Source organism: Candidatus Eisenbacteria bacterium (genome assembly GCA_030017955.1).
Taxonomy (GTDB): domain Bacteria; phylum Eisenbacteria; class RBG-16-71-46; order JASEGR01; family JASEGR01; genus JASEGR01.
The window spans coordinates 1-26,178 of the sequence record JASEGR010000042.1 but is presented as its reverse complement, the minus strand read 5'-3'; the positions used below and the strand labels follow the sequence as shown (position 1 = coordinate 26,178).

The window sequence follows — 26,178 nt, the reverse complement described above, 5'->3', positions numbered from 1 at the left end:
CTGAATCTCGGCCCTCATTTTTAATGGGGTATTCTCTTGCAAGCGAATTTAAACAAAAGTTGTGGGGGTGTGGGGGGAGCTGGGTGGTTTTCTTTTCATACTCCTGCGAGTCTGGGGGATTCGGACTGTCAGGAGGGGGGGGTCTGAGTCCCCATGAAGGAAGACGAGTCTTCGAGTCTTCCTTCCTTTCTCAGGCGTTAGGCCCCCCCCTCCCTCGGAGGTCTTGGGTGACGATGATGTTCCTTCCTCTCACACCGCTGATACTTTTTCAATGATTGGCCTCAACTAATTTATTCCCATGTTACTCAATCTAGTGATACCTAAAATACCGACACAGTATCAATCACCTAGTGGGGATCATGTTTATTTGGCGATGGAGGCTGCTGGTATTACATATTTGTGTAGGGATTGGAGGGCGACATTTGAGAGTTTGGAGTTGCACATGCCTGCGTGTTTTGACGGGCCGTACATTCACAGGAGGAGGGTGAACACCATTCTCAATTCGAGCAGGTTCAACGACTCCATTGATTTGATTATTGGCATGAACCGGGGGGCGGTTATCTATGTGATTTTTGCGGGGCCGAGTGTGGAGGACAACTTACGCGTATTGAAGCAACGGGGTGTTCCACGTGGAACAATTACGATTGGGATCAATCGTGGGGCGGTGCATTGGGAGGCCGTGATGGGTGAGCCTGTGGATTATTTTTTGTTGGCCGATGGGTCCATTACGGAGGAGATGTGTAGGAGGTTGTGGGGTGGGTTGCCTCACTATCGGAATGGAGTATTTTGTAATTGGGTTGATCCTGGGATGGTGACTGAGGCGTTGACATATTGGTTTCGTTGTTCTGGGTTGGGGCATGAGCAGGTCTACACCGGGACGCCGTTGAGTTTACCGGCTTTGGAGTACTCGTACAACACGGGGACGATGAGTTTGCATTTGGCGGATTTCTTGGGGGCATCGGAGATTCATTTGATTGGCGCGGACTTTGCGTTGCCTGGAGGGAAGTTTCATACGGACGAGGTGGCTTATTTCAAGGACCATCGGAATGCGATGTGTTGCGAAGATATTGAGGGGAAGCTCATTATGTGTCGGGAGGATCAGTTCTGCGCCGCTCGCAAGATGGAGACGTGGGCATACATATTGTCAACATACGGGGTGAAGGTTGTCAACAGAACCGGCGCGGGACAACTCAAACGTTTCATGGAGCAGGTTCCCTTCAAATGACGTTTCATGCTTGGCCTTGGAGAGATAAGACAACCGGAGAGTGGTTGGTCAACCTGCGAGTCCGAGAGCGTGAGTGGATCGGTGAGGGCTGCATGGGACCCTACGCGGACGGGAAAGCCGCCGCCGTTGCCGCGTCGCGAGTTCGGGATGGAAAACCGGCCGGGCCGGATCAGGGGTATGCCATCCTGATTTGCTCTGAGGCAGCCCGATGAGAATAACATTCCAAGCCATCGCGGTCACCCCGTGGTCCCTCGGCGGATTCACGCTGACCGAGTTTCACGACAAGGAAGGCTGCGCGCTCATTGTCATCCAAGACAACCAAGGGATCGGAGGATTCAGAATCCTGAGTCCGACTCGGACGGTAGAGCAGGAAGAGTACGGAAAGATAACATGGATGAGATCGTAGCCTCTCCGCCCGCACCCCTATTCGTTCCTGAGAAGGCCATCGGATTGCGCCATGACTTTCTCGTGCTGTTTCACCGTGGCATGCAGTACAAGACTATCGCCTCCAAGTATGCCCATCTCGGACTCGACCTCGAACACATCATCAACGCGATCCAGACTGCAAGCGACGCAGATCATGTGAAGGCGAGAAAGACGGCTGAACTGCTTCCGAGACTCAAGGACGACAGGATCAGAGGGGCTGGACTGACCGCCGTCGAAACTCTCATCGAGGTTTGTGAGGAGGGTGACAGGGACGCGGATAGGGTAAGAGCTGCCGCGGAACTCCTCGACAGGGGGGAAACCAAAGAGAAGAAACAGCAGGACGTGCCTCTCTGTCCCCTGACGCCGGACAACATCAAGGCATTCAACGAAGCCTTCCAGAGTCTCCATGAAGTCATCGACGCCGTTGCAGAGCCACAATATGAACTACCCGCAGGATCTAAGGTTTGACTTTTCGAGTGAGGAGGCCACGGAAGCCACGCGCCAACGCCTGAGAGACCTCTGTAAGCGCAGCCTCTTCACCCTCTGCACCGTCGTACTTGGTATGAACAAGGCCGTAAAACACGTCCACGGAACCCTGTCCAAGTTCCTCGATGACACTCCGGTCCCTGGTTGGGGTCATAGAGACGATCTTCTTGTCCTTCTCCCAAGGGGATACTTCAAATCCAGCTTCGTCACGATAGGGAAGACCATCCAAAATATCATCAGAAATCCTGCGGCCTCGACCCTCATCGTGAACGAGAAGATCGAGAACGCGGAAAACTTCCTCAAATCCATACGATCCCAATGGCAGCAAAACCGCATGCTCAGATGGCTCTATCCGGAACTGATACCCGATATCCGAAAAGTCGCATGGTCCAACCATCGCATCGAAATGCGGAGGCCTCCGGGATACGACAGACCCGAAGGGACCGTCGATGTCGTCGGTGTCGATGGCACCGTCGTCAGTAGACACTACGACGTCATCATCCTTGATGACCTCATCGCCGACGCCGCCTCCTGCTCCCCCACCCTCATGCAACACGCGAGGAACTGGGTCAAACTGGCCGAACACCTCTTCGTCGATGGAAGGGTAGGCCAGATGTACATGATGGGCACACGCTGGGCCTACGATGACATTTACAAGGACCTCATCGATGACCCCACCGTGAGGAAATTCATACTACCCGGAGAAATCGACGGTAAGTCCACCTTTCCCGAAAGGTTCCCGGATGACCACCTCGCAAAAATGAGACAGAAAGAAGGTCCCTATTTCTATTCCTGCCAGGTGCTCCTAAACCCTATCCACCCCGATAACGCGGATTTCAAGGAGTCATGGCTCATGAATTATGATCTCGACATCGAAGGGGGCGCCATTATACCGCTCAAGGACGGACTACCACAGAGGCAACTCGAACGGAAAGACCTTTATGTCGCCATGATGGTCGATCCCGGGACCGACTCGAAGATCGCCAAAAGCCGAACCGCCGTCGTGACCGCAGCAAAAGACAACTCCGGTCGCGTCTTCGTCCTGGATGTCTGGGCCAGATACGGGGCGTCCTCCGGCGATGTCGTCGATGCCGTAATCCATCGATATCGACGATTCAGACCGTCTAAAATCGGCTGGGAAGCAAATGGATTCATGAATCTGTACGCCCAAACGGTCAAGGAGAAAGCACACGCGCGAAGCATCAGCCTCCCCATCGTGACGAGGAAAGCGGGCAAGGACGGCGACAAGAACAGCCGCATACGCTCCTTGGACGGTGTCTTTGAGAGCGGAGCGGTCTATATCAGGAAAAGCCAAAAAGAGTTCGTCGAGGAGTACATCACCTTCCCCATGAGCCAAAAAAAGGATGTCCTCGACGCCCTCTGGTACCTCGTCGATGGCGGCAAAGACGGCCCCCTGCTCCGTTACCCTGACGGCCGCCAGTTCAGTAGAGAAGACGACTCCTCCAACTGGCACGAAAAACAACTCGACCGACACCTGTCCCAAGTCTCAGCCTACACCGGATATGGGGCCTGAAACCGAGGAAGACCGCCCGATCCGAACCCCGATGGATCAGGATCTCGCCCGCCGCGCCTCGCTCATCCTCTACGGAGAAACAGGCCATGAGGATCATATCCAATCGATCATCAAGGAATTCATCATCGTGCGAGGCAAAAAACCCATGATCTCCATCGTCCTCCATAAGGACCACCCTAAAACATGATAGAATAAGGCAAACATGGGAAGCACACCATACACCATAGTTCCGGTCCCAAGGGACATTCAGCAGAGCATTCTCGACAGGCCAAGGGCTACCTTGCTCACCGCGGGTGGGACCATGGCCTGTCGATTTGAGGCGAAGGGTGGCAAAAAGATTTCGGCGACCGATCTTAAGCGTGTGACTGAAATTCGGCGATATGCCGGAAGGTATTTGGTCATTCTTTCCGCCACAGGGTTCACCCCGGATGCACGAGACTTCGCGAAGCAGTATGAAGACGTTCTGCTTGTACCGGAAGCATGGACCTCTTGACTTTCGGGCACATAGGAAGAGCATCCATACCATGAAGAAATCCCAAGTGTCCGACGAAACCAGAGCCAGGATCAAGAAGATCCTCAAATCCATGCCGCCCAAACATAAGGCCGCGTCATCCAAGAAAGAGCGGGAACGTGACCCCGAGGAGGAAATCCGCAGCCTCAAGGAACGAAACCAGAAACTTGTCGCCGCCATCAACACGGCGGGCAATATCCACCGGCTGAGGCGCTACGTGTCCGAACTTGAACCCAGTGAAAAACCTGCTGCTGCGGCATAAACTGGCACTGGTCGCCCACGCCAGGAGAAAACGATACCGCAGGAAACTCAAAAAACTTCTTGGCCAAGAGGTAGGAAGAGCGAGGTAACATAAGATGGCCGGGATGCACAGCGGAGTCATGCGCCTCTCCATGGCAAAGGCAAGGAAAATGCTCAGGCATGGGAGCGTGAGGGGCAAGAAAATCACAAAGAAACAACAGGGCTACTTCGGTCTGGTGGCCGGAGGCGGCAGACCCAGCCGGATGAAGTGACATCGTTTCGATGTGGGAATTCAAAGCCATCTCAATCCCGCTGAATGGCTCCTGGATCGAGAACGTCCGAAACCTTTCCCATCATGGCGTCGAAGGATGGGAGCTGGTGCAGATTTCCTTCCAAAACGGGTACGCCGTTTTCAAGCGCCCGTTCACGCATCATGAGGAGGTGACTCCAATGAAAGATGAGACAAAACCCATGAACCTTGAAGGCTACCGAACCATCATCAGTCTGTCCGTCTACATTTTGTGGAAACTGGCGGAGGCCGCGGGCCTCGCGCCTGATACGGCCGTCAGCCCGGAAAAGAAAACCATCATCGACCAGATCCTGCTGGCCGCGGCGGGGATCTTCTCCGCGCTCAAGCTCAACAAGCTCCTGAAGAAGTAGTTGGCCATCACGCGCCTGCCCCCGTTCCTCCCCGCCGAGGAAGACGAGAAAGATATTCTCGAATTCCTCAAGGATGAACTCCAGGCGCAGGAACGGAAGAGACAACGCCTCCACGCCAAGATAGCCGACTGGGAAAAACAGTACGAGAGCATCCATGAAGGCGAGTCCAACTTCCCATGGCCGAGATCCGCCAACCCAAAAACGGGTCTGACCCAGTACGTGGTCGACACCGTATTCTCGATCCAGATGAACGTGCTGAAGGCGAACCGCCTCCCCTTCATCTGTGATGCGAAGGACAGGCGACTCCTGCCCATCTGCAAGCCGTCAGAGGAATACCTCCAGTGGTGCGCCGACAACGACAAGGATCTCAACCTATGGCCCTCCATCGAACCCGCCGTCCTGGAATGTTTGCAAATTGGAACGAGTCTCATAAAGGGCGTCTTCGAGATCAACGAGGAAACCGTAAGACTTTTCAGAAACGTCAACTTCTCGAAGCTCTGGGACAACGCGACCAAAGAAATGGAACGCGCGGCAAGAGGGAACGGCGCCATCTCGAAAGCCGAACTCATGAAGGGGATGGGATCCAAGACCCTTGAAATGATCGAACGCACCGTCGAAGTCAGCGCAACGAGGCTCTACCATGTGCCGCTCGTAGACTTCTGGTTCCCCCTGGGATACCGCGAGCTTCAGCATATGCCGTGGGTCGCCGAACGCTTTCGGGCCCGGTCCCGCCGCGGGGTCGAGAACTACATCGAAGAGCACGGCTGGATCAAGGAGAGAACCGACAAGATCAAAGAATCCTGGAAATCGGCAGGCGAGGAACGGCGCGAACTGGCCGAAGAGGATAGGGCCACCGGCACGGAGGAAGCGACGGAGCAAGTCAATACGTTCTTCGAGGTCTGGTTCGAGTGGAGATTCAAAGTCGATCCCTGGACGAAACGAAAAACCTCAAAACCAAAACGCCGTAGGTGGGTCCTCTGGTTCCATCCGGAGACCGAGACGATCCTTGGCGTCCTCCCGCATCCTTACAATAACAACATCTGGCCCTTCTTCGACTTCCACTGCCAGAGGCGGAAGAATAAATTTCTCTCCCGCGGCTTCTGCGCGATGTTTGAATCCGAGGACTCCGAATCGAACGCGATCCACAAGCAGAGGAGGGACGCCGCCACCGCCGCGAATACGATCCTTGTAAAAGCCCGGAAGAACAGCGGACTCACGACCGAAAACACCACCATCTGGCCCAACAAGGTATTTTTTATGGATGACCCTGAAAAGGACATGATGATGGAGGTCATCGGTCGTCAACTCGATATTCAATCCATGATCAATGAGGAACAGCTTTTACAGGCTCAGGTCGAACGCAAGAGCGGGATCAGCGAACTCAATAGCGGGCGCGATATGAGCCAGATCGCCAAAGGCCGGGCCTCCGCGACGGCCTTCATGGCCGGGCTAAGGGAGAATCTGAGGCGCTTCTCGAAGATCCTCGACAACTTCCGCTCGGCGGTGGGAGGCATCGGGATGCACACGCTCGAACTCGCCCAACAACATGCGCCACTCGGAAAGATTTTCTCGATCCTCGGCCCCGATGGCGCCCCGCTCGAACGCTTTTTCCTCCTTCCCCAGATGCCACTCAGAGGACGCCTCTTCGTCAAATGCTCCGCTTCGACCGAAAACATGAACGAAGAAATCCGCCGCCAAGCAATCCTTCTTACCAACAACATGCTCACGGGTTACTACAAACAGATGATGGAACTGGCCGGCATGATGTCGAATCCGAATGCCCCCCCGGAGGTGAAACTCCTCGCCGGGAAGATCGCCGAAGGAATGAACGTCATCACGGAAGAATTCCTTGAGGCTTTCGGCATCCGACGCAAGAACGAGCTTCTTGTCGAACTCCCGCCCAACCTCTCCTCGATGTCCCCCGAGATGGCAACCCAGATCATCAAGCAACAGGTTAATATGCTCAAGGCGAAGGGAGCGCCGATAGAACTCATCGATACACGAGAGCAGGGCCAACCCCAGACGCCCGCTGCCCTGCCTCAAAGTCCGGTGCCGCTACCCCCGGCACCGCAACAGGGGGCGGCTCCGCCACAACAGTCGGCCACCACGGGGCCGCCCCAGCTTCCCGCCTGACCTATTGACATCCTGGCACAAAGGCGCATTTTGTCTACGAACATGGAGAAACCTCCGGAGAACAGACTCAGCGAGATCGCCAATACCTCACGTCAGGCCATCGCGGCCTACGCGGAATTCATGAAGAATCCCGTATGGCTGGATCTCGTTCAGGCGTGGAAAGAGAATCTGGCATCCCTTGAGTGTAAGATGCGAACCTGCAGAGACCCCTACGAACTCATGGTGATTCAAGGGGAAAAGAATGCGACCTACGCTTCGATCTCTCAGCCTGTGACCAGATCCGAACAGTGGAAGAAAACCCTCGAGAACGCAGAAACCGAAATGAGGCAGGAAGCGGAAGGAGGGAAGGCGAAACTTGGCGGATATTGAACCTACCAAGTCCGAAGAGGGCAAAGGACCACCGGTGGAGGAGCCGAAAGAGGAGGTAACCGCCAAGGGACCCGACCCCATGGCGGAAGTCACCGAACTGAAGACGAAACTCGCCGCATCGGAAGCGGCGCTCCGAGAGGTCAAAGAAGGGGTACACCGAGAAATTGACACGCTCAAGTTGGCGATGCCACGCGAGAAAGGTCGCACTCTCCAACAGATCCAAGAAGAGGTTGATGAGAGCTTCAACAAGGAGGGCGCATGCGCGGGGATGACGGCTTGGGCGACCAACATCCTCGATCCGATCTTCTCAAAAATCATCGGCGCAAGAGACGAAAAAATCAACAACCTCCTAAGCCACATGGGCAAGAAGGAGCGCATGGAAGTCATGCGCGACGAACGCTGCACAGCGGAAGTCCTTTCCAGAATCGATACGGTCATGGAGAAATTGACCCTGGATCAGAGAGCGGAACCGGGCGCCTACATCGCCACATTCGAGGAAATTATAGAGGCCGAGGAAAACGCCGAACGCAAAATGCAGGCCGAGGCACAGGCTCCAACCGTCCACAGCAGAAAGAGGCAGGTAGAACCGGAGGAGGATGAGGATGGCGCCCTAAACGAGGATGAGGCCGCCTTCGCCAAGCGCGATGGTCTGGACGCGAAGACCTACAGGAGATACGGCCCGGACAGGGTGGCGAATATATGAATCGCGAGATCGAAATGGTCAAGGAACTCGTCGAACGAAGGCGCAATGGCACAGGCATCGACGCGGTGATGGCCGAGATCGAAGCCACCCATCTGAAGGACGGAAAACGCGGTCGCTGGATCGATGTGTCGAGGGGATCGAAATCAGACATGAGGGCCAGCGTTTTGAGGCGCCATGGATACACCCGCGTCAGCGGAGCGCCCGATGTAGGCGGGGTCGCCCTGTTCGAGACGAACGAGGAAAATTACCAACGACGCCAGAAAGCCAAGCAGCAGGAAGCTCTTGACCGCTATCAGGCGGGGCGGAAGGCATCCGGCGATATGATGGACAAGGAAGCTACGAAGCTCAGAGGCGTCCATCCAATCGGCAGCGATGGGGTTACAGATTTCGACAAAAAATTCAGGCCAAAAGGGGAAAAGGTGGCCATCCCGAAACCGGGAGAGGAGGAATAGCGGATGGCAACGATCACTCGTGAGCCCATGCGCCCGTACAGGTCCAACTCGATTGGGAACTTTCCCACGACCTCATTCTTCGAGGCCACGAGTCAGAGCGTCCTGTCGGGCAACAACGTCAATCAGCTCGTCGATCTGTCGAGCGGGCGTATTCGGAAGGCCAATGCGACGGCCCCGAACGCGTCCCTTGCGGCCAGCGTGACTCCGGTCGGCATCGTGACCGAACCGTTCACGAATCGGACGGCGACGTCGAACAACAAGAACACGCAGTTAGAGGTGTACACCACGGCTCCCCCTGTGAGCTTCCGGGCCAATGTCTGCCTCAACAGGGCGGATCAATCGCTCACCGCGGCGATGGTTGGAAGTAAGTACGGACTCCTCAACCTGTCATCGGGAGGTGGATCGGGCATCTGGACCGTGAACTTCGGCCAGACCACGAACACCTATGTGACTGTGTTGTCTCTCATCGATGAGATCGGCGATGTCAATGGCGCCGTCGAATTCACGTTCGAGAACGACAAGGTCCTGCCCTGGGGCGCTTAACGGAGGAGGATGAACCATGGCCATGAGAACAACCAATTTCGCAAGTCTGAGGGCGCCCGGCCTCCGCAAGGTCATCTTCGACGACCTTGAAGGCCGCCCGTTCCTCTACAAGAGACTCTTCAACGTCGATGATGTCCTACAGCGCCAGAAGCGCGGGTACATCGACGATTATCCCGTCAGCGGACTCGGCGCCATGCCGGAGAAAGCTGAAGGCGTGGGCGTCACCTACGACGAACCTGTGGGCGGGACAACCCGGCGATACACCGCCACCACGTTCGGCCTGGGCTTCCGCGTCACCTGGGAGATGCAACAGGATGATCTCTACAACGTGGCGAACCGCATGGCGAGGAAGCTCTCGAAGTCGGGACGCAACCGCGTGAATGTGGACACGTTCTATCCGTTCAACAACGGGTTCGGGACCAACTTCACCAGTTACGATTCGCTCTCCTGGTTCAACACGGCCCACACGCTTCTGCGTGGCGGGACGCAGGCGAACCGGCCGGCCGCCGAACTCGACTTCACGGTGAACAACCTCCAGACCGCTCTTGAGGTCTTCAAGAAGTTCGTCGATGATGATAATCAGTACGTCATGATCGATCCGGATCTGGTGCTGGGCGCCGTCGAACAGCAATGGAATTTCAAGGAGGTCCTGGAATCGGAACTCCGACCAGACAACGCGAACAATGCCATCAACGCGATCCTAGGTGAAAACCTCTCCTACCTGTGCAGCCCGTTCTACACGGATACGGACGGATGGTGCCTGCTCGGGAAGCCTACGGACGACCACGGCCTTCAGTGGCTCTGGCGGCAGCAATTCAAGTTCGAGGAGTCGGACGACTTCGATTCAGGGGACTCGAAGTTCAAACTGGTGGGCCGCTACGCAACCGGCGTAACGCATTACCTGGGCGCCTGGGGCACGATCGGGGCTTAGGCCCGGTCAAGGGAGGTTGATATGCCCTCCACGATCATCAACCAAACAACGGCCTTCGGATCGGGTAGAGCCGGTCAGCCGGCGGCAACGATCCTGCTCAGGGCGCAGCCCGCGGCCAACCAGCCGGCCGTCCTAGACCTCCAGAAGGTCAACGACTCCGGGACGGTCACCAATCAGTATCTCTGGTTCGATCACCTCGGACGATTGCGGACCCATACGTCGTATCCGACCGACCAGGACTCCGATGGCCGCGACATCACGGCGTCCTTGGCGGCGGGTTCCGTCAACGCCGTGGACATAGCCTCGAACACGATCACGCCGGGTCTCCTGTCGGCCTCCTCGCGGGAGATGTACATTCCCATCCCGATACCGAGCCTCAACGCAGGCACCGATGTCTCCAACAGAGTCGTATACCGTAACACATCCGTAACCACCCTTAATCGGGGCTCCTGCTTCATCGTCCTGAATACGCGGATGTCGGTCACGTCAGGCCAGAACGTCACCATCGGCATCGGAAACGCCGCGGCGGGTGACATCTTTGGCCGAACCTTCACGGCGACCGTGACGGCAGGAACTCTGACCTCGCTCACGGCTGGCAGCGCCACGACCCTTCCGGTCAGCACGAACCTCAGACTCGACGTTGTGACCTCGGCAAGCCAGGCCGTCCCAGCGGGACAAATTCTCTGGTTCCCGCAAAAGCGCGGATCGAATTAGGAGGCGCCCATGGCGGCACCAGCCGTACAAGGGAAAGCCTACACGATCTTCACCGCCGCGGGGCAGACTCTGGCAGGAGCCTCCAAGGTCTCCACCGTCTCTTGGTACGTGCCCTCAGCCGCCACCACCGCCCTCTGTGGACTCAGGTTCGGCGCCGTAGCCTCGCCTGATAGAATTGTGACCCTCGCCGCAGCGGCTTCCACTACGACAACCGTCATCGACACCGTTGATGTCTGGGGCAGGAATCTCAACGTGGGAACGCTTACAAGAGGCGTCGTCACCGTCAGAACATCGAGGGTCTAGGGTGCAATGCCAAGGAACGCCGTCGCGGACGGAAAGCCCTGGAAGGAATGCTCCATCTGCGGTTTCGATTACCCCATTGATCGCCTCCGAAAGCAAAAGGGACATTGGCGGTGTATCGACACTTGCTACGAGGACCTCTCTTACGAACGCGCCCAGCGCAGGGTACACGAGCAAACCAACCCTCCCCTAGAAGGGGAGAACAAATTCGCCTTCTATGACGGCCTCGATGAAGGCTCGGACATCTGATGCCCAAATTAAGCGCAACCTCATTCGAGTCTGAACTCACCCGGCTCACGGGTTCCCGAAACGATACCTCCACGCGACTCACCCGCTGGCGACGTGATGGCTACTGGTTCATATCCCACATCCCGGACCTACCGGAGTTCGTCAGGACATATGACCGAAGCGTCAATCCGGGCACCGTAAGTTTCACCCTGCCCGCTGATCTCAGGGCGATCTATCACATCCAGGAGATCCGTCCCACAAGGCACAAGGTCACCCTCGTTCCCCGTAGCTGGATCGACAAACGCACCTTCACGGCCGGGGACATCTCCGACGCCGCCCGTCAGGATCGAACATTCTACCTCGGCAACAGCCTCAGCGTGGGAAGGGCCTTCCGCATCACTTATCAACGTCAACCGACCGTGCCCAGTGGCACGTCCACCCATGCGTACGACGAAGCCTTTGAATCGGTTCACCTCAAGCACTCTCAATACGTCGCCATCATGGAACTTCATGGGAATGAAAGGGCAATGACGATCCGGGCCGAACACGACATGCTCCTCACGGATCTCGGAATCGACCCGAAGCGTCTGCCGCAGACCACGAGCGTCCAACAGATCGAGACGCGCAATATCGAGGTGACGCTCCGGCCCCTCATCCGGTAGCCATATATGCCGCAGAACGATCCCCGCAGAAGCGGACAGAATTACAGCCTCACACTCCGGCCCTTCACCGGACGCAACTCCGACCTCGACCAGGCAAGCATCGAGGCGAACCAGGCGAGCGGGGGAACCAACTGGACGGTGAGAAAAGGATCGCTCTTCCGCAGACCTTCGATCTCAAGAATCGGTCAACTTGCAACCCTGCCATGCGGCACGGCAAACGATATTCACCAGATATTTTCGGTTGCTACGCCCAACTTGACCGCGAGCAATAAGGGATCGGTCGATGTCACTGTTTTGCGGATTGTAGGACGGGCGGGCATTTTTCAGGTCAACTCTCCGACAACCAGGGGAAGTCTTGTTGGCAATAGTTACAACAGAGGAACTGTGTCACTCTCCACAGGGTCAAGGACGATGGCCGGAACCGGCACCGCTTGGCTGGCAAGAGGTATCCATCCCGGAGCATCGCTTACCGTGGGCGCCCAGAGTCTGGCGATTCGGTCTGTAACAAGCAACACCAGCATTGAACTTGTTTCCCTGCCATCGGCGGGGGGGACCGGCCTCTCCTACAGCACCACGCGGTACGGAACATCTCAAGGAGTTCGATCCCTCCAGGATGGAAGCATCCAGCCAGCTGTTTACTCCGCGCTATCACGAACAACCTCCTCCGTATCGGTATCGGGTGGCACAAATGTCAGGGACATCGGCGGGAGCGTAACCTCCGGAAACTTGGCCGTCACTCCGGGATCGAGGACGGTCACGGCAACCGGCGTCAGGGTCGGGAGTTGGCTTCGACTCAAGAATGATGTAGGAGCCGAAATTGATGGCCTAGACCGCCATTCTGATTTAAGGTCATACTGCCTCGTAGGCGCGACTTTGCTCAACGAGAGATTCCGCGGAACGGCAGGCGCAGGCTCCGCAGGCGCGTGGAACAACATCGCCATACGCGGACAGTTCGGATCACAACTCAATACCGGCTATGTCCAAGCTTGGGATATCAATCCGAGCGGCACGGTCACTATCTCTCAGGGATCGGCAACGGTGAATGGGACCGGGGCGAATTTCTCCACCACGCTTCTGTTGAGAGCAGGCGATGAGATAGGTCTTGAGGCTGGTGGAACAGGCATACGCTGGTATCGCATAGCATCGGTACAGTCGAACGCACAACTTACCCTGGCGCATCCTTTTGATTTTCCATCGGTCTCCGGGGTCGGTTTCTATACGAACTGGTACAGGTCGGTAACAGGCCCCGTATATGAATCCAACACGATCCAAGCGTCGAGCGGTACGGTTATAGCCAATTCCCTTCCGAATGGAACAGGCGCCTACGACAGATTCGCAATAAGACCCACTTTCTGGAAATGGGATAGTGAACCGGATCGCCGATTCCAAGTTGCGACAGCAATCCTCTCCGATCCCTCCAGAACCGCCGGAGACAATTACGAGCAGAGTTTCGTCTCTACGGCTCAGATGACCAGTGTCCACCACAATATCTATTGGGGCTACGAGAATGATACCGTGTGGACCAATGTCGCCATGACCGGCTCTGCGCGAACCTTTAGCATCACATCGAATACAGCGCCTCTTGCAAGGTTGATCGAGGCCTGGAACGGCAGACTTTTCGCCGGTGACGTTGGAGTCTTTGACGTGGCCCTTTCTGTGGTACGCACCCTCTACCCCTTCCGCATCATGTGGACCCGCGTCAACGAACCCTACTCTTGGTGGAACCAGTATCCCACCGATGGCGCCGGGGCGGCGAACATCAACAACGGAACAGGGGACTTGATCACCATGAAAAAGCTGGGCATCCAGAACGCTCTTGTCATTTATCGTGGGTACGGTATCACTCTTTTGCGACCTACGGGGGACTCGATCAACCCTTTCACGCAGGACTACCTGAACGTAGGTCCCGCGCCCATAGGACCGGACGCCCTGATCTCCTGGGAAAATGGGCATCTCTATTTGTGCCGTGACGGAAGAATCCTGAACTTCAATGGAAGTCGGATCGACGCCTTTCCCTGCCCCCTGACCCGCTTCATCGAAGACAACATCAATTGGAACTATGCGCACTGGACCCAAGCCGTGAGGAATGAAGCCGATGGGGAATTCATGTGGTTCATTCCCACAACGGCAAGCCGCAATCTGACCTATGCCATCGTCTATAACTATAGGGAGGGGAGTTGGTACATCCAGGATTTCACTGCGCATCCGCTACAGGCTGTCGCCTACGTAGACAAGCTCGACTACACTCTTGAAAGGCGTCTGTTCGCGGTCGATTCCAATCGGAATCTCGTCGCCTTCCGTTCCGACGGTCCCGGCATCGATTTCACGGCCTCCATCGGCGGCGGCACCCTGTTCAGCAGTCAATGGGTGTCGAAGGAAATGGTTTTGCCCATACCCGATCTTACCAGCGAGGACCGCGAGAAGGAGGTCAATGCCATCGAGGTCGCTTACGACCCCACCTATAGCGGACGACTGCAAATGGAAGTCTCCGGCGACGGCGGGATCAACTGGGCCAATTTCGGCACCAACACACTGACGTACGGCTCCACCGCTGGAACAAGTCTCAGCCGGGGCAATGGAATGGTGGTCGGACGGACTCACATGGTCAGGCTCACGCAGACGCCCGCGAACACGACAACTGACACGTCCATGTCGCTCAGATGGCTCAGAATCCACTACGCAGACTACGGGGCGGTACCGGCGTGACCTATTTACTTTTGGGCACAATGAGGGAGGATTAGGACTATGGGTTGGCTCGACAAAAATATCCCCGGATACAAGCAAGTGAGTGCGGCTGCTTCAGCCGCAGGGGACTGGACAAAAGGACTCCTTTTCGGCGGCAAACAGGGGGGACAGAGCCTACAGTTTTCGTCTCCGGAGCAGGAAGCGGCGTACGAGGCCCAAATGAAGGCCCTCGGAGGACCGACTGGTATGATCGCTCAGGCCACCGGTGCGGGCCAGGTAAATAAATGGGCAGCAATGGATACCGTCCAAAACTTCAATCCGGCTGTTCAAGGGCCGACGAGTTTGGGTCCTCAAGCGCAGACGCAGTTCAGCATCGGTGGCGCACCGACCGGCCTTCAACAGGCTCAGGGGCAGACCTTCACGGCGCAAAGGCCCGGAGAACTGACTGCTGCCATGCAAGGCTTGCAGGGCTTCACGCCGGACCAATCGGTGACTCAGGCTCAACAAAATCTTGCGGGCGTCATGGGCGGACTCGGAGCCTTTACGCAAGGGGCCGGAAGTGGACAGAGTGCCGCTACGCTTGCCCAGAGCGCCGCCCTCGGCAAAATGCAGGAAACCTCCATGGCCAATGCTCTTGGACAATTGAGGGAGCAAGGTTTCACCGGAGCGGCGACAGCGGGAGGTATGGGGAATCTGGCGGCCATGGCAGCGGCCCAATCAGCCGGCCAGTTCGCTCAGCAGAGAGCGCAGCTTCTTGAATCCGAACGACAAGCAGCCCTCCAAGCCGCGGGCATGCAAGGCCAGTTTGCTCAGGGAATGGGTCAGCTTGGCCTTGGTATGGGCCAGCAACGGCTCGGCGGACTCACAAGTCTGGGCGGACTCGGCAGTGAAGAGGCCAACCGAATGCTACAAGCGCAGACCGAAACGGGCAGACAGGGACTCATGGCTACGCAGATGAATCAAGATGCGGCTCTCCGCTCCGCCCAACTTGCGCAGCAGGGCGACATCGCCGGGGCTGAATTGGCTCTTAAGGGCACAGGACTGAACATGCAACAAGCTCAGGCTCTTGCAGGTATGCAACTGGACGCCGCAACAACCACCTCAAAACTAGGCCTCCAACAAGCCGGTATGCTTTCCGATCTCCAGATGCAAAACCCCCAGATGCAGGCTCTCAACGCTCAACTCCAGTACATGGGTCTGCTGTCGCCTCAGATGGCCCAACAGGGCGGCAGGAGTTACGGGGTTGTTGGAGATGTGGTCGGCGCCGTTGGGAGAGGCGCGGGTGAGGAATATGGAAGACAGCTGGTTTCATAATGGCGAATTTTAGAAACGTTCTCGCGGCGGGCTTGCTCAACGTAGGCGGCAGCAGTCTGGCCGAGGCACAAGCGGACAAACAGCGCCAGATGCTCCTTGCTCAGCAGATGGAGGAGAACGAGCGGAAGCGACAGGAGGCCATACTTGCCTCGAGTTTGCAGTCCCTTGCGATGCAGCCCCAGCCCAGACCTGAGCAAATCGGCCAAGCTGTTGATGTAAGCGGCATGGGTCCCGAAGGGCTTGAGCTTATGAAGTCCAGGGGATTCCTCACACCCGCCAGAGGAGGAACGGGCTACATGGAAGCCCCCCGTCCCGAGATCGCCCAAGCCCGTTCCCAGATCGCAATGGAGGCGGCGAAAACAGGAGAGGAGACCCAGAAAAGTATCCAAGCGGCCCAATACACGAAGGCGTTGAATCTTGCCGGAGCCGCCCAGAGCGAACCGGAACGCGAATCACTCCTTCGGCAAGCCCACTACATCAAGGGAGGATCGGACAAGGAGTTTGAGGCAGAAAAGACGAAACTTGCGATGGAAGCCAACACGATGCGTCGTCTGGATGCCCTCCAAGCCGCCGCCATGCAAATGCAACAGAGTGGTCAGATCGAATCGCTCAGCATGAGTCCAACCAGCATCGCTTTCAGTTTGAAGGGCGGGACCGGCGACACCTTCGGGGATCTCTCCAAGACAATGGATGACTTCAACAACGTCCGGGCAAGGCTCATCGAAGATCACACAAAGGCTCGCAAGCTGCCCGTCGAACAGGAGAAAATACGCAGGGAGATCGCCCTTGTATCAACCAAGGAGTTTCTCACCCTTGCGGCGATACCGGGGCCAAAGGTCAAGCAGGCTGATGGCACAGTCCGCCAACTTCCGAACGCGGCGGTGCAAACAATGCTTGACGCCTACGCCGGTGAGCTAGGCGACATCAGTACACTCGACTTCAATGATCCCTCCGTCATCGCAAGACTCGCCGGTATAATTGGGGAAGCCGCCGCGAACCGGAGCACCATGTCGAAGGAAGCCGCCGCAGCCGAAATCACCCGATGGAACAAGGCTGTGACTTGGTTGAAGGGTATCTGGAAAAGCGAGACAGGAAAAGCCAAAGAGGAGCCGGAAGACGAGGAGCGGTACCGCCGAGTCAAGCGCGGGATCAGCAGTAGGTAGGCCATGGCTGACGTTGCGGCCCTCTTCGACCGTCTTATGACCGACCCGGATTACACGAGAGCGGACCAGCAGACTCAAAAGGCCGTTCTCAACGCATTCGTCGAGGAGTTCGGCACACCTCCCCAGATGCAACGGGCGCCGAGTACAGGACGGGGCATACTCTCCTCGGCCCTCGAAACAACCGCCAAAACAGCCATGTTCCCGCTTCGCGCGGGGGGGTACATAGGCGAGAAAACCGGGTTGATGTCACCGGAGACGGCAGAAGGACTCAGAGAGACGGCCGCGGCGGGCGTAGGTGTTGCCAGAGATCTACCCCTCAAGCCAGGCAGCGGCAGACCTGGAATGCCTTCCTACCTCCCCGAAGAGATTCCCACCACAGGACAAGAGATCGTGGGTGGGATATTGGGTTCCGCACTTCCGGCGATGGGAGTAGGTGGTCTTCTCAGCAAAGCTCCTGGTGCAGCGCGGATCGCCAAGACCGCGGCAAAATCAATCAAAGAAGCGAGAAAGCTGGGCGACTACGGGGCTGTAGCAGGGATAGCAGGCGCCAGACTTATCGGAAAACCTGTCTTAGACTTGACCGCCGGAGCCGCGTTCGGGGCCGCCCAAGGCGAGGATGTGGCAAAGACAGCCGGAGAATGGGCGCTGGGCGGCGCCGTGGGCCGGGGTGCTATCGGAGCAGGCAAAGCCCTCGCGGGCCTTTATATAGGCCGGAAAGTGGCCAAGGTAGCCGGTCCACAAGCGAATCAGGCCATGTCCGACATTTTAGGTAGGACAGCGGATGTCATAGAGCAACCGTGGACCGTAGATGTCATGAAGTCGGCAGGAGTAGACCCTCTCAAAGCACAGTCGTTTAGGGCACTTGGCACGAGCATTGAAACCGTTCTAGGCGACAAATCGGGTCAGGCCGGATCGGAGTTCCTTTCCAAGGGCCTAAAGGTACAGGACTACGTGAACCGCGGGGGCAGGGGAATCTATGTCGAGTCGGGGTTCAAGAAGATAGTCGACGGCCTGAAGAGGCAGGATAACCATGCGATCATCAACGCCAAGGAGCTTGGAACCCCACTACCCAAGGGCATGGAGAAACAGATCCAAGCCATCGACGAAATCGAGGGCTTCATGGACCGCCTGAGTCTGTCCAATGGCGTCGTCACCAAGAGGAAGGACGGCTTTGTATTGTACGAGACCCGCAAGGGTCACCTCCCACGGATGGCGGACGAGGTGGTGGTAGGCAAGCGCCTCAAAAATAACGAGGCTGGGGAGAAGTGGGCGAAGTGGTTCGCGCCAGGGAAGCGCGCTGAAGGAGTGTTCGACACACCCGAACAACTGGAAATGCTCTGGCAGGACATGGTGAGCTCTGACGTCATGGTGAGTCATGGGGCTTTTCAACGGGGCCGTCAACTCCCATCCCTCGGCGCTGAATTCTGGGAGGACATGGGATTCATGACCGATCTGAAGCGGGCCTACCCACTCTACATCGCGTCAACATTGAGGCGGATTGGGGCGCTCCGGGCTTTCGGCGGGATGAAGGATCAGGAGATCGTCAACGCTCCGCTGTCGGCGCTCGTCCAGCGAGCCGCGTTACCGGAGAAGGAATTGCTCATCAAACAGATGGTCTCATCGGGTGCAGATGAGGAGCTTGTCAGGAAGGCAACCGGCCTACTCATGGGCGAATCCCTCATCCCAAAGGCGGACCAGGCATGGCTCAAATGGGAGGGCGCCTACAACGCGCTCAAGCTCGGCAGATCAGCCATCATCAATATGCCTGAAATTAGCAAGGGCATGGTCTATTTTGGGGCCGGCGACTTCATGCGGGGCGTACGGAATGTTCTCAAGGGCGCCGACCGGGAAGCCCTTATGGACGCCCAGCAGGTCTTTCGAAGATCGATGCAGGATATGCTATCGGTTAACGGCGCCCTATCACGAATCAGCGAGGGCTATTTGAAATACACCGGCTTCACGCCTACGGATGTGGTTGTGAGGACGTTCAACAACGCGGCTGCCAAGGTCTACTTGGATCGACAAGTGAAAAATCTTCTCAGCGCAACGGCGGACAAGGCCGGTCGGCGCCAGTTCGCCAAAGCCGCAAGCGCACTGCGCGAGGCCAGGATCGACCCGGATAGGGTCGTCAGAGGGGGGGCGCTTTCAGCTTTCGAGAAGTACCAAGGCGTTCAACGGCTTGTCGAAGAAGTTCAACCCGTCTCGGAAGCCCACAAGCTCCCCGTTGCATGGAGATCCAGTGCACTCGGCGTCATTGCATCCCGTTTCCAAGGCTGGGGGTTTCAACATTCAAAGCATCTCTACAAGCTCTGGAAGAACGACAAAGTGAAGGCCCTGACTGAAACCATCGCGTTCGGCGTACCTTCCGCGGCGGCCTTTGAACTACGCCGAACCATGGGCGACACCGCCAGGAAAGAGCGGGACAGGGAGACCTATGAATATGTCTTCAACCCTCTCGCGATGACGAGCGTTCTTGGCATGGCCGGGATGGCCCTTGCGATTCCGGCAGAGTTCTTCGGCGGTCAGGAATTCGTAGCGCAACGTAGCTTGTTGCCCCCCATCATGCGCGATGTTGTGGTCACCGCGGCGGCGCCTATCGGACTAGCGATAGCGATGATGTCTGAGAAATACACCGCAGATGACGTGAGACGCCAAGGTCTCAAGGCCTTGCGTCAAGCCGTGGGAGGCGTTCCGACTCCACCCGGGCTGCCCAGTACACGGTCGATGCTCACGCCGGAGCCAAAAGAACGCGAATCTGGTTTCGGGACCGTCGGGACATTCTGATGAGCGGATTTATCTCTCAGCCCATCCTCCCCCAGTACGACAAGAAAAAAAGCCAGGAGGACAATTGGAAGGAGCTTACGCGGTCCATCGAGATCTGGAGCCTGTCTGTCGTCCGATCTTGCAATGACGCCGTTCAGCGCGATGGATCGCGCACATTGAAGGCGGTGGCAACAACGCTGACAGCTGGAACGGTGCAGTTCCAAGACCGGGCGCTTAGCATGACGATCAACGCCACCTTCGGGGGCGGCTCATGGAAATCTCACGATACGGCCCGACCCTCGTGGGCATTGACTTTCGATATGTCCTTAGACCGCGGCATCATGCGCCACGCGGCGGCGACCACGGGGAATCTCACCTGGGTGACCTACGACCAAGTTCCTCGCCCGTGGGCGGCGCTGAAAATGAGCGCCGATCAGGGGGTAATCTCGGGTGCCGCGCCGGCCGTTGTCAAGTTCGATACGGCGGATGGAACTGGGTATGCCTCAATGGCCAACACGGCGAACTATCGCTTCGTCGTTCCGATCACGGGCGTCTACGCTGTCGATGTGGGGCTAAGTTGGTCCAACGTGGCGCTCGGGGCGCGACTGGCAAGACTATGGGTTGGCGGGGTGGCTATGTCTCCAGACCGCGTCTGTCAGGTACCAGGGTCCGCCTCCTCATGGGCCTTCACGGGCATTTCCGTTACCAAACTCTTTACTGCAAACGACCAGGTGTCCGTAGCTGCCCAGCAGGACTCCGGCAGTCCGGTCTCCGTCCTATCCGGATATAGTTGGTTCAACATGAGTTTTCAGGGGGTAGGCGCGTGACCACCAAGCACCTTTGGTCCATCATCGGCGTCATGTTCGCCTTGATCGTTTCGCTTGTGGGCTATGTGTTCGCGTCGTCAAGCGGAGCGGTCCGCGAGCAGGGAATGGAGATCGCCCGCCAGTCCACGCGCCTTGTAATTGTGGAATCCGGCCAGGCGGAGATCATCCGGCGACTCGAACGGATTGAACGGAAAATTGATCGGGTGACGCCGTAGACAATGAACCGCCTCATCGTCAAGCCCGGAGTCGTTCTGCCGACCATGTTTCTGGAGCCGGTCCTACGGATCATTTCTGCCGTCTGCAAACACTATTGGGCCTCCGGCGATCCGACCGTCCGACTCACATCCGGCATCGAGGGCGAGCATGGGGAAAACAGCTACCATTACAGCATGTGTGCCTTCGACTTCGACGTCGTTCAGCCGAAGAGACCAACCGACGTGCAGGGGACCTACGCGAAAATTCGGGCTGAACTGGGGCCGGAGTATGACGTGTTAGTGGAGGGCAATCACCTGCACGTGGAGTGGAACAAACCGCGATGAAACGCCAGCTCAGGCCCGTTCCATGGAACGATTTGCCCTGGCCGCGTTTTCTCTCGCGGTCGCTGCATGGTTCCTAATCGGATGGCTCAGGACCCGCCGCCTAAACGGACGATAGCCGAAACCGTTTTCGACATGGTGCTGGGCACTATCATCACGCTCGTCGTGTTGATCGGCCTGAAACTGATTGTGCCGAGGGCGCCAAGGAAATAGCCCGCCGCTCTAGGAGCGAGATTTACCGATTTTGCTTGACAAGTTTTCCGGCTGTGGTAAAAGTCGGTAAAAGTCGTTCCAGATGAAAGTGGCGGAGCAAAATCGATCCACTCACGATGAAGGTCGCTTTCATTACCGGCCCAAGCTCCGCCGTTTGAGCCAAAGGCAGACCGAAGCCGTGGGTGGATCAATTTCTTTTGACGAGTGGTGGTCTCGGAACGTAGTGGGGGATAATGGTTTCGATTGCGAGGAGGAGGAAGCTCGAGCGATTTGGAACGCTTCCCACACCGAAGCCCTGAAGAAAGCGGCGGAACTGGTGAGGCAGGACAAAGTCAATTGCTCTCACTGGGAAAGAGACTGGGCCTGTCCAAAATGCATCGCCAAGGCCATCAAGGCCATCGAAGCGAAGAAATGAAACGTCCTCTTAATTATGCGCGTACTTTTCCTCGTGCGGATCCGCAGATGGCAAGCATTGTAGCCTGTAGCTGTCGGTTCTACCCTCAAGGGGACCAAGTAATATGCGGTTCCCACGTGTCTCATTATCTATCCCGTGAAAAATGGTTGGCCGACAATATCGAACTGATCGAGTCCTTGAAAAAGCTCGTCATTGAAAATAATGCCGAACGCGGCGCCCTCGAGCGGGAGCGGGATAAACTCGCGGCGTGGGCGACGGAGCTACGGTCTGTACTACTTGTTTACGAGAATAGGTCAGACCCAACATGGGATGGCGACGAGTACGGACGGGTCGTAGCACGCACACTTGAAAAGGCGCCTTCCGCTTTCCTCTTCGAGGGGCGGAAATGAAACGCAAGCGGAGGGCGAGGAAATGACCAACGCTATCCGACAGCGCAAACGCGAGGCATCGATAGCGAATTTCATGATCCAACTCGGCAAATGCCGTTCACCGGAATCGGTCCAGAAATCCCTTCTCAGGTTTTCCGAACAATGGCCTCAAAACGAAGTCCAGTTTGTGCGCCTTGCGAAGCAACGGCGCGAGGCGATTCTCGCGGGCATAGTGTGGCCGTGAGTGCGCTTCCAGATTTCGGCCGGCACCATTCGTGCTCCAAATGCGGCTGTCGCGGCGCAATAGCGACATACCATGAGACGGAACGAGTCGGAGATGCATGTTGGCTGAAGCATTCAAGCGAGCATATCTGTCGGCATTGCATTGTGTGCGGATACAAATGGTGTGAGGCGGTGGTGAAATGAGCGGTCTCCCCCCTTGGGGCAACTCGCGCCGCAAGCGCAAGCTGACGCCGGAAGGTTCCGTGAAATCCGCGATTCGGGATCTCTGCGCCGCGAAGGACTGGCTGATTGTCAAAGTGATTCAGGGCATCGGCTCCACCCAGGGAGCGCCTGATTTGTTCATCGGAGCGAACCGGAAATGGTATGCGGTCGAAGTAAAACGCGATTTGCGTGCGCGACTCTCGCCGGATCAAATTGTTTTTCAGTCGAACTGTGAAAGGCTGGGCCTCACCTACCTGGTCATTTGCGACGCTACCCAATTGCTCCATCGTATCGAGGGAACTCAGAATGCGAATTGGGGGCGGGGAGCCTTGTCTACCCCGCAGCGATGGGAGGGGCGGTCTAATGCTCTGTGACGACCACGCCCCAACGATGCCCCATGTCGATGAGACCGATATCACTCACGACGAGAACGGCCGGCACATAGTCCACTACGAGTGTGGACTGTGCGGAGCAGTGTGGACGGTGGAGTCCGACTGTGGACAATGCTGGCGTGAGTGATCGTGTGTTCAAGAAAAATAGAAACGGAGAAAACCAAATGAGTGAAGAATTAGCGACCTACAAACCGGAAACAGCTGTGGTCAGCGAACTTCCCGAATCAATCATTCCGGCTGGGAATACAACGGGCATGTTGATGACAACGCTCGATGAACGGGAGAAACTATATCAACCAGTCAACCCCATGGAAATCGAAATCCGGCCCGACGGCCTCGTCTATCTTCCGTGGGTGTTCTACCACGAGCGTTTGACGGCTGCATTCGGGACCGAGTGGACATTGCTCCCGGATGGGAAACCGAAAATGGAAGGCAATCTCATCTTGTGGTCCTTCTCTCTCTATGTGCGGGGGCAGTTCATCTCCTACGCCGTTGGCCAGCAGGAGTACCAGCCGACGAACAAGACAATGACGTATGGCGACGCCATCGAGGGAGCGAGAAGCAACGCCCTGATGCGGGTGTGCAAACACATGGGCGTGAGTCTGGAACTTTGGAAACCGGAATTCACGCGGGACTGGAAAGCACGCTATGCCGGGAGTCGGCAAGAAAAGGGTTGGGACGGGAAAACCAAAACCGTATGGTACAAAAAGGGAGAAAAGAGCAATGTGACGCCCACGGCGCAATTCATGGAGCCTGCTGAAAAACCAAAGCCTAATGAAGCGACACAGCCGAAACCTACGGCCTCAATCAACTCGGACGTGCCGCCTCGGACAGTCCATGACCGTAAGATCACATTCGGCAAAGATACAGGCGTCTGGCTGAGCGAAATGACGCTGGACAAACTGGAATGGTACGCGGATATGTTTGCGCAGAACGCAGAAGATCCATCGAAAGCCAACTACAAAAAACACAATATCGAGATGCGCGAGTGCTGCTTGAAGGAATTGTCCACCCGGGTCGACGCCATGGAACCGGGTTCGGCAGGATGAACACGCCGAATTTGGAATTCGATCCCATCCGACACGAATACCGCATGGGTGGAGTACTCGTCCCCCACGTGACTGGGGTTTTGGAGTCGGAAAGAATAACGGATTATTCGATGATTGCGTCTGACGTGTTGGAAGCGGCGAAGCAACGGGGGGATTTCGTTCACCGGCTCACGGCCATGAATGATCGAGACACACTGGACCCCAAGAGCGTGGACCCCACGTTGGTGGGGTATCTTGAGGGATGGCGGTTGTTTCGGCGCGACACTCAATTTGTGTCTACACTCATAGAGTCGCGTGTCTACGATCCTGTGTACCGGTACGCGGGCACATTGGACCGGGTGGGACGGTTCGGCGACGAACCGGGAACGATTTTGCTCGATATCAAAACGGGTCCGATTCTAAATGGCGCGGCCTTGCAGACCGCCGCGTACAACCGCATAGTCGGCGCCGACCGACGAATGGGCGTCAGACTCACCGAGAATGGCAAGTATCAGTTGAAAATATTCGAGGATGAAAACGACGAGGCCGTGTTTCTCGCGGCATTGTGTTTGCACAACTGGAGAAAAAACAATGGATGAAACGGCGACAGAGACGGATGCGGTGCGGGTAGAAACAAACGCTCTAGCCATTCGTGTGAAAGCTCTTCGAGTTATTGACGACGAAACTTACGTTGAGGCTGCTACGATGGGCGGCCAGATTCGAGGAGCCATCAAACGATGGAAAGCGTTGTGGGAGAAGCCGAAAAAGGCCATGGATGCAGCGAAAAAGGCGCTCTTAGCTGAAGAGAATGCGGTGCTTGACCAATTAGCCGCCGCGCAAGCGCATATCGACGGGCAGACTGGAGCGTGGAACCAGAAAAAACGGCTCGAACGGGAGCAGGCCCAGCGTGTTGCGGAGGCGGCCGCTAGGAAAGAAGCGGAGGACAGGCGTATCGCCCAAGCGGTTCAACTTGAAAAAAATGGCAAGGTCGAACAGGCTGAAAAACTCATAGAGAAGCCCATCGTAGTCGCGCCCGTGGTCGTTGCTTCGACTCTCCCGAAAGTGGCGGGTCTTTCGATGATCGATCACTGGAAATTCCGCATTACGAACGAGAGCGAGATTCCACGAGAATATCTCACGCCCGATACTGTGAAAATCGGTGGAGTTGTCAGAGCGACCAAGGGGACCATGCAGATACCTGGAGTGGAAATCTACAACGATCCCTCCCCGAGTCAAAGGGCGGCATGAGCGACGACATAGGAACGCCCCGCATGAGGTGACGTGATGGAACTCAACGAACCGTGGACCTGTAACTTTCTGAAAGAGCATCTCCACTCTGATCAATTTGTGAGGTCAAGGATTCCCATGCCGGACTTATGGATGCCGCTCCCGAAACCACCAAGAACGAGAAAGCGGAAATGATGTTTAAGGAGTGGTTGAAAATATCTGGACGGGTGGGACTTGGTTATACTGTTTCAGAGACGACGGATTACGTAATCGAGCAGATGCGTTGTGCATGGAACGCTTCCCACACCGAAGCCCTGAAGAAAGCGGCGGAAGAGATACGCGAGTGGGCGAAATTGCTCGATGTGTTAGCATCCGAGGATTTGAAAGCACGGATCGGCGCAGCGTATGCGCTGGCTGACGCTATCGAGACGAAGCTGAAATGACATTCCAAACGTACCTCGAAAACATGGGCGCCTGCGCGGAGGCTATCACATGGGTTGGTCACCGCACGCTCGAACGCGCCTGGGCTGAATGTGAGCGTGGCGATTGGATGATATGGCTGGTTGGCAAGCATCACAAGCATCCGGGGTGGCCTAAGCACCGGGAAATTGTGCTATGCGCCTGTGAAATTGCAGAGCGTGCCCTGCGGTTTGTTCCGGCGGGAGAGGACCGGCCGCGGCTCGCCA

36 protein-coding genes are annotated in these 26,178 nt (G+C 56.7%); 35 read left to right on the top strand and 1 reads right to left on the bottom strand.

Going from position 1 to position 26,178, the window contains the following annotated elements:
* The first annotated feature begins 484 nt into the window (after positions 1-484).
* The 7 genes from QME66_08345 to QME66_08315 all read left to right on the top strand — a co-directional run bounded on the left by QME66_08345 (position 485) and on the right by QME66_08315 (position 4,694).
* Positions 485-1,225 (top strand): hypothetical protein, encoded by a 741-nt coding sequence (locus QME66_08345; GenBank protein ID MDI6808974.1) that lies wholly within the window; start codon positions 485-487, stop codon positions 1,223-1,225.
* 208 nt (positions 1,226-1,433) lie between these two features.
* The gene (locus QME66_08340; GenBank protein MDI6808973.1) at positions 1,434-1,631 is read left to right on the top strand and encodes a hypothetical protein; all 198 of its coding nucleotides are present in this window, start codon (positions 1,434-1,436) and stop codon (positions 1,629-1,631) included.
* Entirely contained in the window at positions 1,616-2,119 is a 504-nt protein-coding gene (locus QME66_08335; GenBank protein MDI6808972.1) for a hypothetical protein, read from the top strand. Before QME66_08340 ends, QME66_08335 begins: the two co-directional genes overlap by 16 nt.
* Positions 2,091-3,671, top strand: a complete 1,581-nt coding sequence (locus QME66_08330; GenBank protein MDI6808971.1) for a hypothetical protein — start codon at positions 2,091-2,093, stop codon at positions 3,669-3,671. Before QME66_08335 ends, QME66_08330 begins: the two co-directional genes overlap by 29 nt.
* 202 nt (positions 3,672-3,873) lie before the next feature.
* Entirely contained in the window at positions 3,874-4,164 is a 291-nt protein-coding gene (locus QME66_08325) for a hypothetical protein (GenBank protein ID MDI6808970.1), read from the top strand.
* 31 nt (positions 4,165-4,195) lie between these two features.
* Entirely contained in the window at positions 4,196-4,444 is a 249-nt protein-coding gene (locus tag QME66_08320; protein ID MDI6808969.1) for a hypothetical protein, read from the top strand.
* Between the two features lie 94 nt (positions 4,445-4,538).
* Positions 4,539-4,694: a hypothetical protein gene (locus QME66_08315; protein ID MDI6808968.1), complete on the top strand. Its 156-nt coding sequence runs from the start codon at positions 4,539-4,541 to the stop codon at positions 4,692-4,694.
* Between the two features lie 31 nt (positions 4,695-4,725).
* Here QME66_08315 and QME66_08310 read toward each other — a convergent pair whose 3' ends face one another.
* Positions 4,726-4,857, bottom strand: coding sequence for a hypothetical protein (locus tag QME66_08310; protein MDI6808967.1), 132 nt, complete (start codon positions 4,855-4,857; stop codon positions 4,726-4,728).
* Positions 4,858-4,872: 15 nt separating this feature from the next.
* Here QME66_08310 and QME66_08305 point away from each other — a divergent pair, with 15 nt between their 5' ends.
* The 28 genes from QME66_08305 to QME66_08170 all read left to right on the top strand — a co-directional run.
* Positions 4,873-5,082, top strand: a complete 210-nt coding sequence (locus QME66_08305) for a hypothetical protein (protein ID MDI6808966.1) — start codon at positions 4,873-4,875, stop codon at positions 5,080-5,082.
* Positions 5,083-7,215 carry a hypothetical protein gene (locus tag QME66_08300; GenBank protein MDI6808965.1) on the top strand — a complete coding sequence of 711 codons (2,133 nt, stop codon included), beginning with the start codon at positions 5,083-5,085 and terminating at the stop codon, positions 7,213-7,215. It abuts the gene before it with no gap.
* A gap of 30 nt (positions 7,216-7,245) precedes the next feature.
* On the top strand, positions 7,246-7,584 hold the full coding sequence (locus tag QME66_08295; GenBank protein ID MDI6808964.1) for a hypothetical protein: 339 nt from the start codon (positions 7,246-7,248) through the stop codon (positions 7,582-7,584).
* Positions 7,571-8,287, top strand: a complete 717-nt coding sequence (locus QME66_08290; protein ID MDI6808963.1) for a hypothetical protein — start codon at positions 7,571-7,573, stop codon at positions 8,285-8,287. The genes QME66_08295 and QME66_08290 overlap by 14 nt, the downstream gene beginning before the upstream one ends.
* Positions 8,284-8,739, top strand: coding sequence for a hypothetical protein (locus QME66_08285; GenBank protein MDI6808962.1), 456 nt, complete (start codon positions 8,284-8,286; stop codon positions 8,737-8,739). Before QME66_08290 ends, QME66_08285 begins: the two co-directional genes overlap by 4 nt.
* 3 nt (positions 8,740-8,742) lie before the next feature.
* Positions 8,743-9,282, top strand: a complete 540-nt coding sequence (locus QME66_08280) for a hypothetical protein (GenBank protein MDI6808961.1) — start codon at positions 8,743-8,745, stop codon at positions 9,280-9,282.
* A gap of 16 nt (positions 9,283-9,298) precedes the next feature.
* The gene (locus QME66_08275; GenBank protein MDI6808960.1) at positions 9,299-10,213 is read left to right on the top strand and encodes a hypothetical protein; all 915 of its coding nucleotides are present in this window, start codon (positions 9,299-9,301) and stop codon (positions 10,211-10,213) included.
* A 21-nt stretch (positions 10,214-10,234) separates the two neighbouring features.
* Positions 10,235-10,927, top strand: coding sequence for a hypothetical protein (locus QME66_08270; GenBank protein ID MDI6808959.1), 693 nt, complete (start codon positions 10,235-10,237; stop codon positions 10,925-10,927).
* 9 nt (positions 10,928-10,936) lie between these two features.
* On the top strand, positions 10,937-11,230 hold the full coding sequence (locus tag QME66_08265) for a hypothetical protein (protein ID MDI6808958.1): 294 nt from the start codon (positions 10,937-10,939) through the stop codon (positions 11,228-11,230).
* Positions 11,231-11,475: 245 nt separating this feature from the next.
* Complete coding sequence (locus tag QME66_08260; protein ID MDI6808957.1) at positions 11,476-12,117, top strand: hypothetical protein; 642 nt, start codon at positions 11,476-11,478, stop codon at positions 12,115-12,117.
* A gap of 6 nt (positions 12,118-12,123) precedes the next feature.
* Complete coding sequence (locus tag QME66_08255; GenBank protein ID MDI6808956.1) at positions 12,124-14,823, top strand: hypothetical protein; 2,700 nt, start codon at positions 12,124-12,126, stop codon at positions 14,821-14,823.
* 39 nt (positions 14,824-14,862) lie between these two features.
* Positions 14,863-16,116, top strand: coding sequence for a hypothetical protein (locus QME66_08250; GenBank protein ID MDI6808955.1), 1,254 nt, complete (start codon positions 14,863-14,865; stop codon positions 16,114-16,116).
* Positions 16,116-17,279, top strand: a complete 1,164-nt coding sequence (locus QME66_08245; protein ID MDI6808954.1) for a hypothetical protein — start codon at positions 16,116-16,118, stop codon at positions 17,277-17,279. The genes QME66_08250 and QME66_08245 overlap by 1 nt, the downstream gene beginning before the upstream one ends.
* Before the next feature lie 3 nt (positions 17,280-17,282).
* Positions 17,283-20,063 (top strand): hypothetical protein, encoded by a 2,781-nt coding sequence (locus tag QME66_08240; protein ID MDI6808953.1) that lies wholly within the window; start codon positions 17,283-17,285, stop codon positions 20,061-20,063.
* On the top strand, positions 20,063-20,869 hold the full coding sequence (locus QME66_08235; protein MDI6808952.1) for a hypothetical protein: 807 nt from the start codon (positions 20,063-20,065) through the stop codon (positions 20,867-20,869). Before QME66_08240 ends, QME66_08235 begins: the two co-directional genes overlap by 1 nt.
* Positions 20,866-21,084: a hypothetical protein gene (locus QME66_08230; GenBank protein MDI6808951.1), complete on the top strand. Its 219-nt coding sequence runs from the start codon at positions 20,866-20,868 to the stop codon at positions 21,082-21,084. Before QME66_08235 ends, QME66_08230 begins: the two co-directional genes overlap by 4 nt.
* 3 nt (positions 21,085-21,087) lie before the next feature.
* The gene (locus tag QME66_08225) at positions 21,088-21,408 is read left to right on the top strand and encodes a hypothetical protein (protein MDI6808950.1); all 321 of its coding nucleotides are present in this window, start codon (positions 21,088-21,090) and stop codon (positions 21,406-21,408) included.
* Positions 21,409-21,474: 66 nt separating this feature from the next.
* A complete protein-coding gene (locus QME66_08220; GenBank protein MDI6808949.1) occupies positions 21,475-21,618 on the top strand; it encodes a hypothetical protein in 144 nt (47 codons plus the stop codon).
* Between the two features lie 178 nt (positions 21,619-21,796).
* Complete coding sequence (locus QME66_08215) at positions 21,797-22,033, top strand: hypothetical protein (protein ID MDI6808948.1); 237 nt, start codon at positions 21,797-21,799, stop codon at positions 22,031-22,033.
* A 47-nt stretch (positions 22,034-22,080) separates the two neighbouring features.
* On the top strand, positions 22,081-22,422 hold the full coding sequence (locus QME66_08210; GenBank protein ID MDI6808947.1) for a hypothetical protein: 342 nt from the start codon (positions 22,081-22,083) through the stop codon (positions 22,420-22,422).
* A 22-nt stretch (positions 22,423-22,444) separates the two neighbouring features.
* The gene (locus tag QME66_08205) at positions 22,445-22,645 is read left to right on the top strand and encodes a hypothetical protein (protein MDI6808946.1); all 201 of its coding nucleotides are present in this window, start codon (positions 22,445-22,447) and stop codon (positions 22,643-22,645) included.
* Between the two features lie 178 nt (positions 22,646-22,823).
* Positions 22,824-23,219 carry a hypothetical protein gene (locus QME66_08200; GenBank protein MDI6808945.1) on the top strand — a complete coding sequence of 132 codons (396 nt, stop codon included), beginning with the start codon at positions 22,824-22,826 and terminating at the stop codon, positions 23,217-23,219.
* Complete coding sequence (locus QME66_08195; protein MDI6808944.1) at positions 23,209-23,364, top strand: hypothetical protein; 156 nt, start codon at positions 23,209-23,211, stop codon at positions 23,362-23,364. The genes QME66_08200 and QME66_08195 overlap by 11 nt, the downstream gene beginning before the upstream one ends.
* Positions 23,365-23,401: 37 nt before the next feature.
* Entirely contained in the window at positions 23,402-24,286 is an 885-nt protein-coding gene (locus tag QME66_08190; GenBank protein ID MDI6808943.1) for a hypothetical protein, read from the top strand.
* Positions 24,287-24,297: 11 nt separating this feature from the next.
* Positions 24,298-24,864 carry a hypothetical protein gene (locus QME66_08185; protein ID MDI6808942.1) on the top strand — a complete coding sequence of 189 codons (567 nt, stop codon included), beginning with the start codon at positions 24,298-24,300 and terminating at the stop codon, positions 24,862-24,864.
* Positions 24,857-25,513 (top strand): hypothetical protein, encoded by a 657-nt coding sequence (locus tag QME66_08180; protein MDI6808941.1) that lies wholly within the window; start codon positions 24,857-24,859, stop codon positions 25,511-25,513. The genes QME66_08185 and QME66_08180 overlap by 8 nt, the downstream gene beginning before the upstream one ends.
* Positions 25,514-25,641: 128 nt before the next feature.
* Positions 25,642-25,935, top strand: coding sequence for a hypothetical protein (locus QME66_08175; protein MDI6808940.1), 294 nt, complete (start codon positions 25,642-25,644; stop codon positions 25,933-25,935).
* Positions 25,932-26,178 (top strand): hypothetical protein (locus tag QME66_08170; GenBank protein MDI6808939.1); only part of this gene is annotated, 247 nt, incomplete at its 3' end. The genes QME66_08175 and QME66_08170, both read left to right, overlap by 4 nt.

Coding starts and splice junctions, on each gene's coding strand:
- QME66_08325 (MDI6808970.1), top strand. CDS start 3,874: ATGGGAAGCACACCATACACCATAGTTCCGGTCCCAAGGGACATTCAG.
- QME66_08340 (MDI6808973.1), top strand. CDS start 1,434: ATGAGAATAACATTCCAAGCCATCGCGGTCACCCCGTGGTCCCTCGGC.
- QME66_08175 (MDI6808940.1), top strand. CDS start 25,642: ATGGATGCCGCTCCCGAAACCACCAAGAACGAGAAAGCGGAAATGATG.
- QME66_08310 (MDI6808967.1), bottom strand. CDS start 4,857: ATGATGCGTGAACGGGCGCTTGAAAACGGCGTACCCGTTTTGGAAGGA.
- QME66_08320 (MDI6808969.1), top strand. CDS start 4,196: ATGAAGAAATCCCAAGTGTCCGACGAAACCAGAGCCAGGATCAAGAAG.
- QME66_08305 (MDI6808966.1), top strand. CDS start 4,873: ATGAAAGATGAGACAAAACCCATGAACCTTGAAGGCTACCGAACCATC.
- QME66_08330 (MDI6808971.1), top strand. CDS start 2,091: ATGAACTACCCGCAGGATCTAAGGTTTGACTTTTCGAGTGAGGAGGCC.
- QME66_08190 (MDI6808943.1), top strand. CDS start 23,402: ATGAGTGAAGAATTAGCGACCTACAAACCGGAAACAGCTGTGGTCAGC.
- QME66_08180 (MDI6808941.1), top strand. CDS start 24,857: ATGGATGAAACGGCGACAGAGACGGATGCGGTGCGGGTAGAAACAAAC.
- QME66_08250 (MDI6808955.1), top strand. CDS start 14,863: ATGGGTTGGCTCGACAAAAATATCCCCGGATACAAGCAAGTGAGTGCG.
- QME66_08255 (MDI6808956.1), top strand. CDS start 12,124: ATGCCGCAGAACGATCCCCGCAGAAGCGGACAGAATTACAGCCTCACA.
- QME66_08245 (MDI6808954.1), top strand. CDS start 16,116: ATGGCGAATTTTAGAAACGTTCTCGCGGCGGGCTTGCTCAACGTAGGC.
- QME66_08235 (MDI6808952.1), top strand. CDS start 20,063: ATGAGCGGATTTATCTCTCAGCCCATCCTCCCCCAGTACGACAAGAAA.
- QME66_08260 (MDI6808957.1), top strand. CDS start 11,476: ATGCCCAAATTAAGCGCAACCTCATTCGAGTCTGAACTCACCCGGCTC.
- QME66_08285 (MDI6808962.1), top strand. CDS start 8,284: ATGAATCGCGAGATCGAAATGGTCAAGGAACTCGTCGAACGAAGGCGC.
- QME66_08315 (MDI6808968.1), top strand. CDS start 4,539: ATGGCCGGGATGCACAGCGGAGTCATGCGCCTCTCCATGGCAAAGGCA.
- QME66_08225 (MDI6808950.1), top strand. CDS start 21,088: ATGAACCGCCTCATCGTCAAGCCCGGAGTCGTTCTGCCGACCATGTTT.
- QME66_08270 (MDI6808959.1), top strand. CDS start 10,235: ATGCCCTCCACGATCATCAACCAAACAACGGCCTTCGGATCGGGTAGA.
- QME66_08220 (MDI6808949.1), top strand. CDS start 21,475: ATGGTTCCTAATCGGATGGCTCAGGACCCGCCGCCTAAACGGACGATA.
- QME66_08265 (MDI6808958.1), top strand. CDS start 10,937: ATGGCGGCACCAGCCGTACAAGGGAAAGCCTACACGATCTTCACCGCC.
- QME66_08200 (MDI6808945.1), top strand. CDS start 22,824: ATGAGCGGTCTCCCCCCTTGGGGCAACTCGCGCCGCAAGCGCAAGCTG.
- QME66_08280 (MDI6808961.1), top strand. CDS start 8,743: ATGGCAACGATCACTCGTGAGCCCATGCGCCCGTACAGGTCCAACTCG.
- QME66_08335 (MDI6808972.1), top strand. CDS start 1,616: ATGGATGAGATCGTAGCCTCTCCGCCCGCACCCCTATTCGTTCCTGAG.
- QME66_08275 (MDI6808960.1), top strand. CDS start 9,299: ATGGCCATGAGAACAACCAATTTCGCAAGTCTGAGGGCGCCCGGCCTC.
- QME66_08210 (MDI6808947.1), top strand. CDS start 22,081: ATGGCAAGCATTGTAGCCTGTAGCTGTCGGTTCTACCCTCAAGGGGAC.
- QME66_08205 (MDI6808946.1), top strand. CDS start 22,445: ATGACCAACGCTATCCGACAGCGCAAACGCGAGGCATCGATAGCGAAT.
- QME66_08195 (MDI6808944.1), top strand. CDS start 23,209: ATGCTCTGTGACGACCACGCCCCAACGATGCCCCATGTCGATGAGACC.
- QME66_08240 (MDI6808953.1), top strand. CDS start 17,283: ATGGCTGACGTTGCGGCCCTCTTCGACCGTCTTATGACCGACCCGGAT.